The following is a 13,348-nucleotide window of genomic DNA, read 5'->3' as shown; positions in this document are numbered from 1 at the left end:
GCTCACCGCGGGGCGCGCTCGGGGACGGCGGGTTCACCGCGCGGGGGCGCTCACGGTGGGGCGAGCGCGAGCTGGCGGACGGTGCGGGCGACGCGCTGTGCGCCGCGCAGGTCGTCCAGGGCCGGATCGAGCAGGTGCCAGGGCCCCGCCGCGGTCGCCTCGGACGGCTCCCACAGGCCGGGGTCGTCGGGATCCTCCGCCGTCGGCAGGGGCAGGACCGCGGCGACCCGGGCGGCCAGGTCCCGCTGGGCGGGCCCGAGCGGTGGCAGCAGGGTCAGGGGAGCCCGGCGCGCCTGGGCGAGGGCCAGCACCCCGAGCACCGGCGAGGCGAGGAACACGGCGGCCCCGGCGTGCAGCGCGTCCGGGTCGACATCGGAGGCCCGGTCCACCCGGAGGCCCGGGCGTTCCGCGCGGCCCTCCAGGGCGGACCGCAGGAGGTCGAGCCCGGTGTCGGCGACCACGGTGCAGCTTCCGGTGCGCCGCAGCGCGGCGTCGGCGAGCCGCGGCAGCGGTCCGGTGGCGAAGGCCGCCGCGTCGGCGTCCGGCACGCCCCAGAGGGACAGCAGCAGGAGGGTGCCCGAGCGCGTCCGGCTGCGGCCGGTGCGGTGCGGCGCGAGGATCCCGGTCGGGCGGGCGGCCCCGGCGGCGGGCCCGGACCGCGGCAGCCACCCTGGCCGGTGGGTCCGGCCGAGCGCCCGTTCCGGCGGCGCGTCGGCGGCGGACGGCCCCGGATGGCCCGACGCCAGGTGCACCACCGGAACACCCAGGGCCAGCAGCCGTTCGGTGGCCGCCAGGTCGTCGCAGACCAGTGCCACGACGGGTGGCGGGTCGGGGTCCGGCCCCTCCACCCGGTGGAGGTCCCCGAGGTGGGCCGCCACCCGGCGCAGGGCGAGCGTCGAGTCCAACTGGCCCTCCCGGGCCCTCAGCAGCACCCCGGGGCCGCACGGGGCACGGCCGTCCGGAGCGTGCGGGGCCGGCCGGACCTCCGCAGCCTGCGAAGTCTCCACCGACGAGGTCTCCGCAGCCGGCGGGGCGGTCTCCGGACCGGAGGTCAGTAGTGCCACGGTCCCACCGTCCCGAGCCGGGCCACGTCGTCGCTGTAGCCGGCGGCCGTGGTGGAACACCCGCTGCACACCTCGGGGCCGCGCTCGCGGAAGTAGTCGGCGTGGGACCGGAAGACCGGGGTGTCCAGCCGGATCACCCCCTGCTCCCGCAGCGGTGCGCCGCCGGGCCCGTCGTCACCGTCCCGGTGCGGGATGCAGCTGCACGCGTACATCCGCCCGTACTTGCCGTCGATGTAGATGACGTCGTCGGCGACGTGGCACAACGGCTCGGCGGCGCGCGGGGTGACGGACCGGGTGAAGTACCGCTCCTGCTCCTCCGGGGTGTCGCCGTAGAAGCGCTTGCCCATCGGGACCAGGACGGCGTCCGGGTCCGCCTCGTAGAGCGGATCACAGACGGTGCGGACGTGGTCGGCGTCGGGGTAGGTGACGGTGCGGTCGAGCTTGAGGGCGGACAGCTCCCACTGCTGCACCCCCGCCTCGGTCAGGACCTGTTGCAGCTGCGGCATCTCGGTGTAGTTGTGCGGCCCGACCACGGTGTTGACCCTGGGCAGGACGCCGAGCGCGGCGGCGTCGCGCAGGCCCTGCAGCCCGCTGTCGAACATGCCGGGGGACCGCCGGTAGACGTCGTGGGTGGCACCGGAGGAGCCGTCCAGGCTGACGATCACCTGGGCCAGGCCGGCCTCGGCCAGCCGGGCGGCCTGCCGGGGCAGCAGCGAGCCGTTGGTGATCAGGGACATCCTCATCCCGGCGGCCGTCCCCGAGCGCACCAGTTCCACCACGTCCGGGTGCATCAGCGGCTCCCCGCCGGTGAACCGGACGTACCCGACGCCGGCGTCCCGGGCCTTGGGCAGGAGGTCGTCGAAGTCCTCCCGGGAGAACCGGAACGTGTCGCGGGAGAGGGCGAACTCGCACATGAAGCAGTCGGCGTTGCAGGCTTCCAGGATCCTGATGAAGAGGTAGCGATCACGTGCACGCACGGGGCGGGACCTTCCAGGCGGTTCACGGGACGGAGGCGGGGCGGGGTCGAGGGCGGACGGAGCAGGGGCGGGGACGGCCGGACCCGGCCGCCGGGTCAGGTGGACGGGTGCGCCGCGTCCAGGACTTCGAGCAGGGCGTCGGCCACCTGGTCCGCGCCGCCGGTGCCGACCGCGGCGGTGAGCGCGGCCCAGTCCTCGACCTCGGCGGACCGGCGCAGCGCCTCCAGGACACCGTCACGCAGGACGCGCCCGACGGCTCGGCGGTCGTCACCCCGGGCCGCCGCCTCGATCGCGCCGTAGATCAGTTCCAGGGCGTGGTCCTCCCCCTCGGAGCGGAGCGCCAGCGCCTCGTCCTCGGCGAGCACGCCCTTGGGCCAGGGCACCCGGAGCCGGGCGTCGAGCGCCTGGCTGTGGTAGCGGCCGTTGAAGATCTGGCTGAGGTTCTGCGGCGGCAGGCAGATCGTGGGGACGTCCAGGCCGCCGGCCTCCAGCAGGGTGGTCAGGCCCGGCGAGGTGAGCAGGACGTCACTCCCGGCCAGGCGCTCCAGGAACGCCCCGTGCCCGAGCGGGCCGGTGGTCGTCCGCGGCGGGGCGATCGACGCGTCGACCAACCGGCCCGCCAGGTCGGCGGGCAGGTTCCCGGCGATGTGCACCTCCTCGACCCCGTGGGCGGCGAGGGCCTCCAGGACGGCCGGCACGACCAGGCGCGGGTAGTTCCCCGGATCGCCGAGTCGCGGGGCCCGCAACCCGCCCAGGCTGATCAGCGCCCTGCGGTACGGCCCGCCGGCGCTCCGCCCGCCCGCGGGCCCCACGGCGGCCTGCGCGGACGCCGCGGCGCGGGGCGCGGCGATGACCGCCTCGACCCAGCGCAGGGCCCGGGCGCCGGCCAGGACGTCCAGGCACTCGGAGGGCAGCTCCACGCTCCGCTGCGCGCAGTACACCGTCGTGTCCAGCGGCAGGGCGTCCCGGTCGCCCTCGGACCAGAGGAAGGGCAGGCTGTCGACGAACACCGTCGGCACGCCGGCCGCCAGCAGCGCCTTCGCGGCCGCGCCGTCCAGGACGACCACGGCGGCCCGCACACCCTGCGACCGGACGATCTCCCGGACCGCGGGGGCCAGCCGTTCCGGGTCGTCCGGCAGGTCGTACCAGCCGTCCACCGTGTGCTCGGCGAGCAGCGGCCGGCCCAGCCCGGAGGCCAGCCCCACGAAGCGCAGCGGCGTCGTCGGGCGGCGCCGCAGCGCGGAGAGCACGGCGCTGAGCTTCCCCGAGCTGCCCCATCCGAATTCGGCCCCCACCAGTGCGACGGTGGCGGGGCCGGCCCCCGGGGCGGGGTTCTCGACGGGCGGAGCGACATCGGACGGCATCGGTTGTCTCCCGCATTCCTGAAAAGGCCGGCAGGGTTGGGGCCGGGACGTGCTCCGTGCGTGCACGGAGCAGCCCCGGGAGGGATCACGCACCCCACCGTGCGGTCGACGCGGCGAGGCTTCCTTCGACCACAACCGTTACGCATACGGCCGACCGGCACAAGGGCCCGATTCGGCATTCATGCTCACGAGTGAATGTCCCGATCTGGCGACTAACTATCATCTGACGATCGGCAGTTGATGATCCCCCAGGGGATAGCAGCGCGCCCCGTGCGGTGATCGGGTCGCCGGTTCACTCCTGCCGGGTCGCGGGATCCGGTGGAACCGTTGCTGCCGGCAGCCCGGGTGCGGCCGCAGGGCGGCGGGACCGCGAACCCGGACGACGATGCGGCGTTCGCGGCGGTCGCGGACCTCCGAATGAAGCACGACCCGGAACAAGTCCCGTACCACCGCCCCCGCGAGGTCCACGCGGCACGGTGCGGCGGGCGAACAGCCAGGGCGCACCCGGGGCCGGAAACGCCATCACCGCCACGACCTCCCCGAGCCGAGCCGAGGCACATCGGGATCCGCCGCGCCACAGAATGATCAACCATTCGAGTGACATCGCGGTCCGACGGCTCTGACCGCACGACCCACCGGCCCTCCGGGTGCAAGTATTTGGTTCGCATCCGGACGATCGCCCCAGAGCGCAGGCATCCCCGCGGCCGGTCATGCGTGGCACGATCATCCGCCACTGGGGTCCCGTCCACGCCGAACGCCCCTCGCCTCGCCGTCCTGCACCTCCAGCAGCTGCGGAACGGTGAACCCGACGCATGAATCGGCCGATCGGCGACGCCCTCGGCGCTCTAGAGGGTCCGACGAACCGCATCCGTCGCACGCAACCCTGGCGGTGAGTGGAATCGTCAATCGCATCTACCAGGCCGACAGTGAGATCAGAAACGTCAAGAAGAACGCCGAGCATCCCAACGAGGCGAACAACGGGGTCATCACCGAGGACGATCACAAGAAGACCGCCTACCATGCGGGAATCGACGTCGAACCCGGCCCCAAGCAGATCGACACCCGGCTGAAGGGTGACAACAAGGTCTCGGTTCACCTGGGTTTCAGCAACTTCGCGGAGAAGGAAGCCGACCTGCAGATCGAAGGCCAGGCCGGGGGCAGAATCAATCTCTTCTCGGTCCTGACGATCAGCACCGAATCCGGTACCAGCTACTCCCTGCACGAGCTGAACACCTCTTTCGAGGAGTGTTCGGTCACACTGACCTACGGAGGGCCCACCGCCGTCTACATCAAGCCCCGGCCCTACCAGGTGGACAGCGCCACCGGCTGGTTCTACCTGTCACCGATCAAGGACGCCATCGACAACGGCCCGGATCCCACCAAGTCCGGCTTCGTCATGACGCCCTACCCGAGCGACGGCGGCATCAAGGCACTGCAATATCTGGTCATCAGTCGATTCCCGTCCTTCAGGATCAGCTACAGCCGCGGCTCGACCAGCGAATCCCTCGAAAAGCTGCATTCCGAGAGCAGCGTCAGCGTCAACCTCTTCGGCATCCCGCTCGGCTCGGCCGGGTACGAGTACAAGTCGACCTCACTGGAAAAGCGCAGCGAGAACGAGGGCTTCGACATCGTCTTCGAGACACCCATGGACGTGACCGGCAACATCCTCGACCGCCGGGCCCACGTCATCGGCGGTGGCATCACCTCCCTGACCCCCTGACCTGCGATGCCCGGCGGTCCGTCCGCCGGGCGCGCCGGGCGACGGTGCCGTCCGGTCCTCGCCGCAGGACCGGACGGCACCGTCACGCACTCCTCCCCCCGCCGCACGCCGAGATCGATCACCGTCAAGCCCCCGCCACCAAGCCGTCTAAGGAAGCATCGTGAAGCCCACCCCTGATCTTCTGGCCGCCACCAAAGCCTTCCATGATGAAGTAGCGAAGGGCGCCGCCGCTGCCCTCTCGAAGCCGGCGATGAGAGCATTCGACCTCGGCACGAAGAACCTCCCGTACCACTACCTCACCCCCGACAACAACTTCTACTCCGCCACCTGGGAGTTTATCGACCACAACATCTCGGCGGCCGTCCGAGGTGAGGGGCTGACCGCCGGGGAGCCCCTCACCGAACGCTATCTGAAATACCTCAGGGCCCTGGATTTCGCGTTCTCGTTCTCCGATTAGAAGAAGGTCCACGAGGTAGCCGAAAAGGCCGGTCAGGCGACCGCCGACCTGGTAAGGAAGTATGAGGCGACAATCTCTGCCATCACTCCTGAAGATTTGCGTCGAGCCCGGGTCGAGGAGAAGGTCGAGTACATCCTCGTCGACCGGCTGAACGCATGGTCCGAGTCAGGTACATTCGAGCTCGACCAGGCCGTACTGGACAACTTGGAGAGCCATCTCCCGAAACTCCCGAAAGTCTCCAAGGTCCTGGTCGATCCGCTCGGCAAGGTCTTGAAACACTATCTCCCCGTCAAGGCGCTCATGAACGGGAGAACCCGCGCGCTCGGACTGAGGGATATTCTCTTGAGAAACACCGGGCACCCTGAGGAGGGAAACGGCGGGATCTGCGTGGAGACCGCCACCGGGGAAACCTCCTATCGGGCGGGGTACGGCATCGAGCCGATTCCCGAAAAGATTCGCGAAAGCGTGAGGGCGGGCACGAAGCAAGTTCACGTGAAGTTCGACCTCACTCATCCCAAGGGGGACTACGCCGACCTCTCGATCAATGGCCAGAAAGTCGGAAATGTTCCCGTAGTTGCTATTCTGGCGATCACCGGAGATTCCGCCGGGGTATCGCTCGGTCAGTTCAACACCACGCCCGCCGACTGCACGATGGAGATCGCATTCAAAGGGCTCACCACGGTCTACTGCAAGCCTCTCGCGTACCAGGCGGACAGCCATCAGGGCTGGTTCTACCTCGATCCCCTCAAGGACGCCTTGCGAGACGGCCCGGTTTCGACCAAGACAGGATCGACGCTCGATCCGCTCCCGCAGGACGACGGCATCAACGCACTCCAGGAACTGGCGATCAGCAGATTTCCGTCCATCGCGGTCAGCTACACCAGTGGGGCTGCCAGCCAGATCGTCGAGGATCTGAGGTCCGAACCGACCGTGGGCGTGAACCTCTTCGGCACCCCGATCGGCGCGGCCGGCTACTCCTACAAGGTCACGTCATTCGTTGACCATGGCAGCAATAAAGGCTTCGATATCGTCTTCGAAGCCCCCTTCGAGGTCGGGAGTCTCCTCGACCGACAGGCGCACGTCCTTGCCGGAGTGGTCAAGAGCCTGAGCTCCCAAGGGGCTTAGTACCACCTGGAAGTAGCGGCGAAGGCCATCCGAGGAGGAAGTCATGGCGGGTAATCTTGTACTGAAGGATATTTCTCAGAGCGACCTCAACGCCGCCGAAAGGGCGGCGGCCACCGGGGTTTCGTGGAGCAAGGTCCACCACAAGGACATCCCCTGGGACGCGAAGTCACGCGCAGATCTTGAAACACTGCTGTCGGGAAAAGCCCTCAAGGATCGAAGCGGCCTCCCCCCGCACCGGTACCTCACGTTCTCACTCGCGGACACCAGGACAACCGAGGCCCGGGCCGATATCGAGAGGTTCCTCCTCAAGCCCGACCCGATCCCTTCATGGATGTACAAAGGACCCGGTGGACTTGTTCTTCCTCACGGGGACAAGCTGAACGAGTCCTACACATACGGAACAGAAAAACTCACGGCACAGAAGTCGTGGAACAACGGGAATCTCCACCAGGCCCTGCACATCCAGTACCTGAGTGGATCCCTGATCGTCGAGGTCTACTACCTGAGCGGGAGAGAGATCAAGTGACGGCCTGGCGTCACCGCGTGAACGGCCGGCCCTGCAACAGCACTCACGGTGAGGACAGTTCAGGTCCGACGCCGCGCGGTGGCGAACAGGCCCAGAGGTCGGCGCGGCCGGCCAGGCCGGCCGCCGCGTCGGGTCAGCCGGTCGGCTTCCACCCCAGCAGGGGGGCGAGCCGGGTCGCGATGTCGGTGAGGATCTGCACGTAGTCCTCGTGGCCGAAGGTGAACGGCAGCGCGAAGACGGCCTCGTCGACCTCCCGGAACGCGGCGTGCGCGTAGAGCTGTTCGGCGATCTCCTCGGACGTCCCGACCAGGTCCGGCGCGAACATCACGCGTGCCGGCCCCTGCGGGGAGGTGGTGCGCGGGAGCCGGTTCAGGGCGTACTCCCGGTACTTGGCGCGCTGTTCGGCCGAGGCGCCGTCGGTGGGGATGACCACGAGTCCCTGGGAGACCCGGGCGCGAGCGCCCTCGGGGTGGTGGGCGCGGAAGGCCTCGATCTGCGAACGCTGGATCTCGGCGAAGTCCTCCGCCTCCTCCGCCCGCACCACGTTGCTGGTCAGCAGGCTCAGCCCCTGCTCCCCCGCCCACCGGGCCGAGCGCAGGCTCCCGCCTCCGTACCAGATGCGGCTCGCCAGGCCGGGCGCGACCGGCTGGACCCGGTCCGAGAACACCTCGATGCCCTCGACGCCGCTGAAGTCGGTGGCCGGCTCGCCCTTGACGAAGTCCAGCAGCCGCCGCACCCGCTCGTAGCCGAACTCCTCGGCCTCGGCAGTGTCCGGGTACAACGCGGGGGCGACCTGGTCGAAGTGGCCGGGCCGTCCGACACTGATGCCGGGGTTGAGCCGGCCGCCGGACAGGATGTCGGTGGTCGCGAGGTCCTCGGCCAGCCGCAGCGGGTTCTCCCACCCCAGCGGGATGACCGCGGTGCCCAGCTGGATGCGCCGGGTGCGCTGCGAGGCCGCCGCCAGCACGGCGACGGGCGAGGATATCCCGTACTGGAGGTGCCGGTGGCGCACCCAGGCGCTGTCGAATCCCAACTGCTCGCCGAGCTCGATGAGCTGGAGCGTCGACTCGTGACCCCGGCCGGGGTCGGCGGGGTCGAACAGCCCGATGGTCAGGAACCCCAGCTTGCGAAGGGGCTGCGAGGGCAGCGGCACCGGTTCCTCCGTTTCCGCGACGGGCTCGGCACGGAGCGGCGCGGTTCGACTGTCACGACCCGGGGACCGATCGCCGGGCGTCCGACCCACACTCACACGTGGGCCGGAGGCGATCAAGTGCCGCACGGGTAACGCCATCGGGGGCAACACGCCCGTGACGTCGCCGCAGCAGTCGGCCGCGCACCGGCGCCGCGCGGCGTCCGTCAGTCCGCGGTGCGGAACAGCGGCTTGCCGGCGTGCAGCCGACGGCAGATCCGCCGGTAGCTCGGCCTCCCCAGTTTGGGCGGCCGGCCCTCCCGGGCCCGTTTCGCGCCCCCGTCGTACAGCTGCGGGACGAGGATCTCCCGCGCGGCCCTGAGCTGTTCCCGGGTCGGGTCGTAGGAGTCGATCTCGGCCTCCAGCTCACCCGTGCCGTAGGAGGAGGACTTGTCGCTCAGCACCAGCGCCCGCCCGTGGACGGCGCCCGCCACCTCGAAGACGAAGTCGTTGTAGTGGCCGCAGACCATGCCCTCGGCCCGCAGGTCTCCCCCGACGTACACCGAGCCCCAGGAGACGAGGTCGCGCACGACGAGGTCGCCGAGGACGACCAGCAGGCCGATGCGGGAGACGTAGTCGTCCACGAACCCGTGCACCACGAGGTCGCCGTCGACGATCAGCGCGACGTCGTGGTCGAGGTCCTCCGGCACGACCAGGTCGCCGTGGTGGACGTACCAGCCGTAGTCGGGGTCGTCGAGGTAGTCGGCGATCTGGGTGTGCCGGCCGATGCGCTCGGCGTACGCGCCGGCGTCGGACAGGCGGTCGAACCGGGCCCGCCAGTCGGAGGTGGTCAGCACGGGTTCCCCGTCTCCCCTCGTGCGGCCGCGCGCAGGGTCCGGACCTCCAGCAGGTCGCGGGCCTCGGCGGCGTGGTCGTCGTCCGAACACCCGGCGATCGCGGCGAGCACGGGCACCGGAAGCTCGGGGTTCTCCATCATGGTCGAGCAGTACCGGTTCTCGGCGGCCCAGCCGAGCAGGACGTCGCGCGGGGCGGCCGGGTTCCTCGCGAGGTCGTCCAGGTCGTGGCCCTCGGGCGACAGGGCGGCCGCGCGGGCGTACTCCGCCAGCGCCTCGGGCGGGACGTGCCGGTTGGCGACCGCCCGGCTCAGGTAGTAGACCGGGCTCCCGACCATCGCGGCCAGGACCTGCTCCGGCGGTTGCGTCCCGACCGCCCGCTCGATCCGGTCGAAGCTCGCTCGTTCGGCCTCGCCCTCGACGTTCCGCCCGCTGTAGTCGAGCCCGAAGCCGATGAGGAGATCGGCCGGCCAGTTCGGCTGGGACATCGCGTTCCCCTCGTGGAAGTACGGGTTCAGCTCCAGCGCGTGCAGGCGGCGCAGCGTCTCGGGCGGGGTCGCCGGGTGGCCGAGGACGGCGTGGACGAGGCGGCGGCGCTCCTCCCGCTCCTCGGGGTCGGGCTCCCGGCCCGCGGCGGTGTCGTCGTCGGCGAGCCCCGCCAGCGTGTCGGCGAGGCGGGTGAGGGCGGCGGGCGGGGCGAGGCGGTTGTCGGAGAGCTCCGCCAGCACCCTGCGGTCGGGATCGGCCGCGAGCGCGGTCAGCTGCGCGACCGGGGTGTACCAGTTGTCCGCCGCCGCGGCCCGCACCCGCGGGTCGGGGTCGTCGGCGAGCCGGGCGAGCGAGACGGGGTCGTGGTTGCGCCACCGGGTGGCGACCAGCGCGCGGACGGCCGGGTCCGGGTCGCCCGCGAGGGTGTCCAGCACCGGTGCCAGGTCGCGGTGCCCGCGGCGTTCGACGGCCGTGCGGCGCACCCTCGGGTCCGGGTCGGCGAGGTCGGCGGCGCTGCTGCGTCCGAGGGCCGTCAGGACGCGGCGCACGCGCGGGTCCGGGTCGCCGACCAGCGCGTCGAGTTCCTCGGGCCGCGCACCGACCCGGCGGGCGACGGTCAGCCGGACGTCCGCGCACGGATCGGCGACCAGGACGGCGGCCACCGAGCGGGGCAGCTTCTCGCGCGCGGCGAGTGCGCGGCGCACGGCGACCGCGGGGTCGGCGGCGAGCGCCTTCACCGCCCGCCGGGGCGTGGCACGGTGCACGGCGGCGGCCCGCCGCACGCCTTCGTCGGGGTGGGCGGAAAGCCGGGCCAGCCGTGCGGGAGCGGTGGCCGGCTGCGCGGCCAGCGCGCGGGCGACGGGTGTCCACCGCGGCACGTCACCGCCCGCCTCGGCCCGCACGGCGAGTTCCTCCGCCAGGTCGGCGGGCAGGCCGATCCGGGACGCCACGATCCGCGCGAGCGCGGGGTCGGCGGCCAGCTCGCGCAGCCGCGCCGGCGGCGTCGCGCGGCGCCAGGCCTCGTCCACCAGCAGATCCGTCGTCATCCCGCCCCCTCGTCCTGCCCGTTCCGGGCCGCCGTGCGGTGTCGGCCCGGCCGCTGCCGGGCCACCGTCCGGCCACGGGGCAAAGCCTCGCACGTACCACCGACACCGCCGGCACCACCCTCCTCGACGGCCCCGCCGGGCTCCGGCAGGCCCGGTCGGGCCGTGAGCGGTTCGTTCAAGACCGCAGGCGCCGCCGCTCCGAGACTGCTCGCATGACCGAGCACACGACCCGCCGAACGACCGACGAACCCGCGGCCGGCCACGCCGCCGACCCGACGTCCGGACGGGCGACCGGACGGGCGACCGGACCGGCGACCGGACCGGCGACCGGGGAGGTGACCGGGGAGGTGACCGGGCTGGCCTTCACCCCCGCCACGGGCCGGTTCGCCCCGGTCCGCCTCTACGACCCCCTGATCGCCCTGACCCGGGAGCGGCTGTGGCGCGGGCTGCTGGCCATGCACGCCGCACCGCGGCCCGGTGACGTGATCGTCGACGTGGGCACCGGCACCGGCTCACTGGCCCTGCTGCTCAATCGGGTCGAGCCGCGGGCGAGGGTGGTCGCCGTCGACCCCGATCGCGAGGTGCTGGCGCTGGCCCGGCGCAAGGCGAAGGCCGCCGGTGCGGACGTCGAGTGGCGGGTGGGCATGGGCGACGCGCTGGCGGACGTCCTCGATCCCGGCTCGGCGGACACCGTCGTCTCCGGGCTGGTGCTCCACCAGTGCCCCCTCGCGGTGAAGCGGTCCGTCCTCGCGTCGATGTCCGAGGCGCTGCGGCCCGGTGGGAGGCTGGTGATCGCCGACTTCGGGCTCCAGCGGACGCCGCTGATGCGCCTCGCCTTCCGGATCGTGCAGCTGGCGGACGGGAAGGAGGACACCCAGCCCAACGCCGACGGCGTCCTGCCCGGGCTGATCTCGGAGGCCGGCTTCCGGGACGTCCGCGAGGCCGAGGTGGTCTCGACGGTCAACGGTTCGATCTCCGTCCTCGTCGCCCGGCGGGGCTGACGGCCGCAGCGCGAGCAGGACGGCGGAGGGGGTGAAGCCGATCATCTCGCGCATCTGCCGGCTGAGGTGCGCCTGGTCGGCGAAGCCGCCCGTGATCGCGGCTTCGGCGAGCGACTGCCCCTCCCGCATGGCCTCGGCCGCGCGGGCCAGCCGCCGCCAGATGCGCCAGCGGGCGAGCGGCAGGCCCAACTGCAGCCGGGCCAGGGCCCGCAGGCGCTGGGGCGAGAGTCCGACCCGGGCGGCGAGGTCCGGCATCGGCAGGCTCCGGTCCGCCAGCAGGTCCAGCGCCGCCGACAGCCGGGGGTCGAGCCGGCTCGACGGCCGCCCGCCGGCCGGTCGCAGGTCCGCCTCGCGGAGGTCGCGCAGCTCGGACGCCTCGGTGACGCCGGCACCGCAGCGGTCGCGCAGCCGGTCGGCGAAGGCGCAGTGCGGGTCGACGAAGAACGTCCGCAGGTGCGGCACCGCGAGCAGGCGGTGCCGCACCATCGGCGGGACGAGCAGCGCCTCGGCACGGTGGCGGACGCCGTCCGCGTCGACCATGGCGACCTCGCCGTGGACGGCGACGGCGATCTGGAAGGCGGCGTGCCGGTGCGGGGTGCTGTCGGATGCCGCCGGTCCCTGGAACCACGCGTACCCGTGGCCGACCGCGAAGCCCCGCACCGGTTCCCTCCCTGCCCCCATGTCCCCGATCCTGCCGGCCGGTTGACGCCCCGGCGAGGTCGGCCCCGGCACCACGGGCCGACCTCGCCCCCGCCCACCGGGTGGTGGGCGGACCGGTCAGGGGCAGTGCTTCCAGGCGAGGTGGTAGACCGTGTTGACGCTGCCGTCCGTGGAGTCCATGGTCATGAAGCTGGTGGTCCTGCTCGTGTCCGAGGTGCCTCCTTGGACCCGGATCTCGGTGTTGATGTTGAAGTTGCGGAGCTCTCCGCAGGGCGCCCAGACCAGGGCGGCGATGGCGACGTTGTCGGTCGCCTGCCAGCTGTCGTCGAGCTCTCCGCTGAAGCGGTGGCTGAGCGCGGCGGTGTCGGGCGAGCCCTGGAAGTAGTAACTGGCCTTCTGGATGGCGGTCGCCCCCTTCTCCAGATGGGCGAAGCCCCGGTAGTCGGCGGCGGCGATCGCGTAGGTGAAGCCCTGGGGAACGTGGACGTTGAGGTTGAGCTGACAGTTCTTCCGGAAGTCGGTGGGCTTGGAGCCCACGCCGACCTGCGCCACGTACTGGCTGTACGTCACGGTGAAGGCAGTGTTGTCCGGGGAGATGGCGACCGCGGCCGTGCCGGCCGGGCAGCCGGAGCCGTTGACGGTGGCCACGTCGATGACGATCTTGTCCGGCGGAGGCGTCGTCCAACCGGAGGCGCCGGCGGTGCCGGCCAACGGGGTGGCGAGCAGGATCGCGGCGACGCCGCCGATGGCCATGAGGCGTACGGACACGGGTGTTTCCTTCCGTCCAACCGCCGGCTCCCGGTGACGCACCCCCACGTGCGGACCCGGCCGGCGAGTTGTCTGTACATGTCAGCACGGAGAGTCCGGCCCCGTACAGGGGGCGCAGTAGGGCGTACTAGGCAGCGCCGGGGCAGACAAATCAGCGCTCGGCTGCGC

General features: G+C 71.8%; 12 protein-coding genes and 1 pseudogene. 5 read left to right on the top strand and 8 right to left on the bottom strand.

Going from position 1 to position 13,348, the window contains the following annotated elements; translation table 11 throughout:
- Nucleotides 1-50: 50 nt before the first annotated feature.
- The 3 genes from blsF to PUR61_RS07645 all read right to left on the bottom strand — a co-directional run bounded on the left by blsF (nucleotide 51) and on the right by PUR61_RS07645 (nucleotide 3,405).
- The gene (blsF, locus tag PUR61_RS07655; protein WP_329877010.1) at nucleotides 51-1,064 is read right to left on the bottom strand and encodes a CGA synthase-related protein; all 1,014 of its coding nucleotides are present in this window, start codon (nucleotides 1,062-1,064) and stop codon (nucleotides 51-53) included.
- Complete coding sequence (blsE, locus tag PUR61_RS07650; protein ID WP_329877008.1) at nucleotides 1,052-2,041, bottom strand: cytosylglucuronate decarboxylase; 990 nt, start codon at nucleotides 2,039-2,041, stop codon at nucleotides 1,052-1,054. The genes blsF and blsE overlap by 13 nt, the downstream gene beginning before the upstream one ends.
- Nucleotides 2,042-2,136: 95 nt before the next feature.
- Nucleotides 2,137-3,405: a hydroxymethylcytosylglucuronate/cytosylglucuronate synthase gene (locus PUR61_RS07645; protein ID WP_329877006.1), complete on the bottom strand. Its 1,269-nt coding sequence runs from the start codon at nucleotides 3,403-3,405 to the stop codon at nucleotides 2,137-2,139.
- 889 nt (nucleotides 3,406-4,294) lie between these two features.
- Here PUR61_RS07645 and PUR61_RS07640 point away from each other — a divergent pair.
- From PUR61_RS07640 to PUR61_RS07625, 4 genes are all read left to right on the top strand, one after another.
- Complete coding sequence (locus tag PUR61_RS07640; protein WP_329877004.1) at nucleotides 4,295-5,125, top strand: hypothetical protein; 831 nt, start codon at nucleotides 4,295-4,297, stop codon at nucleotides 5,123-5,125.
- A gap of 160 nt (nucleotides 5,126-5,285) precedes the next feature.
- Nucleotides 5,286-5,582, top strand: coding sequence for a hypothetical protein (locus tag PUR61_RS07635; protein WP_329877002.1), 297 nt, complete (start codon nucleotides 5,286-5,288; stop codon nucleotides 5,580-5,582).
- Between the two features lie 96 nt (nucleotides 5,583-5,678).
- Nucleotides 5,679-6,707 carry a hypothetical protein gene (locus PUR61_RS07630; protein ID WP_329877001.1) on the top strand — a complete coding sequence of 343 codons (1,029 nt, stop codon included), beginning with the start codon at nucleotides 5,679-5,681 and terminating at the stop codon, nucleotides 6,705-6,707.
- Between the two features lie 43 nt (nucleotides 6,708-6,750).
- The gene (locus PUR61_RS07625) at nucleotides 6,751-7,233 is read left to right on the top strand and encodes a hypothetical protein (RefSeq protein WP_329876999.1); all 483 of its coding nucleotides are present in this window, start codon (nucleotides 6,751-6,753) and stop codon (nucleotides 7,231-7,233) included.
- Nucleotides 7,234-7,366: 133 nt separating this feature from the next.
- On the opposite strand, the gene PUR61_RS07620 is transcribed toward PUR61_RS07625, so the two are convergent.
- From PUR61_RS07620 to PUR61_RS07610, 3 genes are all read right to left on the bottom strand, one after another.
- Nucleotides 7,367-8,386 carry an LLM class flavin-dependent oxidoreductase gene (locus tag PUR61_RS07620; protein ID WP_329876997.1) on the bottom strand — a complete coding sequence of 340 codons (1,020 nt, stop codon included), beginning with the start codon at nucleotides 8,384-8,386 and terminating at the stop codon, nucleotides 7,367-7,369.
- A 203-nt stretch (nucleotides 8,387-8,589) separates the two neighbouring features.
- Nucleotides 8,590-9,219, bottom strand: a complete 630-nt coding sequence (locus tag PUR61_RS07615; protein ID WP_329876995.1) for a hypothetical protein — start codon at nucleotides 9,217-9,219, stop codon at nucleotides 8,590-8,592.
- The gene (locus PUR61_RS07610; RefSeq protein ID WP_329876993.1) at nucleotides 9,213-10,751 is read right to left on the bottom strand and encodes a hypothetical protein; all 1,539 of its coding nucleotides are present in this window, start codon (nucleotides 10,749-10,751) and stop codon (nucleotides 9,213-9,215) included. Before PUR61_RS07610 ends, PUR61_RS07615 begins: the two co-directional genes overlap by 7 nt.
- A 212-nt stretch (nucleotides 10,752-10,963) precedes the next feature.
- On the opposite strand from PUR61_RS07610, the gene PUR61_RS07605 reads away from it, so the two are divergent.
- Complete coding sequence (locus tag PUR61_RS07605) at nucleotides 10,964-11,752, top strand: class I SAM-dependent methyltransferase (protein WP_329876991.1); 789 nt, start codon at nucleotides 10,964-10,966, stop codon at nucleotides 11,750-11,752.
- 30 nt (nucleotides 11,753-11,782) lie between these two features.
- On the opposite strand, the pseudogene PUR61_RS45195 reads toward PUR61_RS07605, so the two are convergent.
- Both PUR61_RS45195 and PUR61_RS07600 read right to left on the bottom strand, forming a co-directional pair.
- Nucleotides 11,783-12,007 (bottom strand): annotated as a pseudogene (locus PUR61_RS45195) (helix-turn-helix domain-containing protein); the annotation flags it as partial.
- 522 nt (nucleotides 12,008-12,529) lie between these two features.
- Nucleotides 12,530-13,165 (bottom strand): DUF4360 domain-containing protein, encoded by a 636-nt coding sequence (locus PUR61_RS07600; RefSeq protein ID WP_329877061.1) that lies wholly within the window; start codon nucleotides 13,163-13,165, stop codon nucleotides 12,530-12,532.
- Between the last annotated feature and the right edge of the window lie 183 nt (nucleotides 13,166-13,348).

This window comes from Streptomyces sp. BE20 (assembly GCF_036322525.1).
Lineage (GTDB): Bacteria > Actinomycetota > Actinomycetes > Streptomycetales > Streptomycetaceae > Kitasatospora.
Note: the sequence above shows the minus strand (reverse complement) of the source record. Positions and strands in the feature narration are given on the sequence as shown.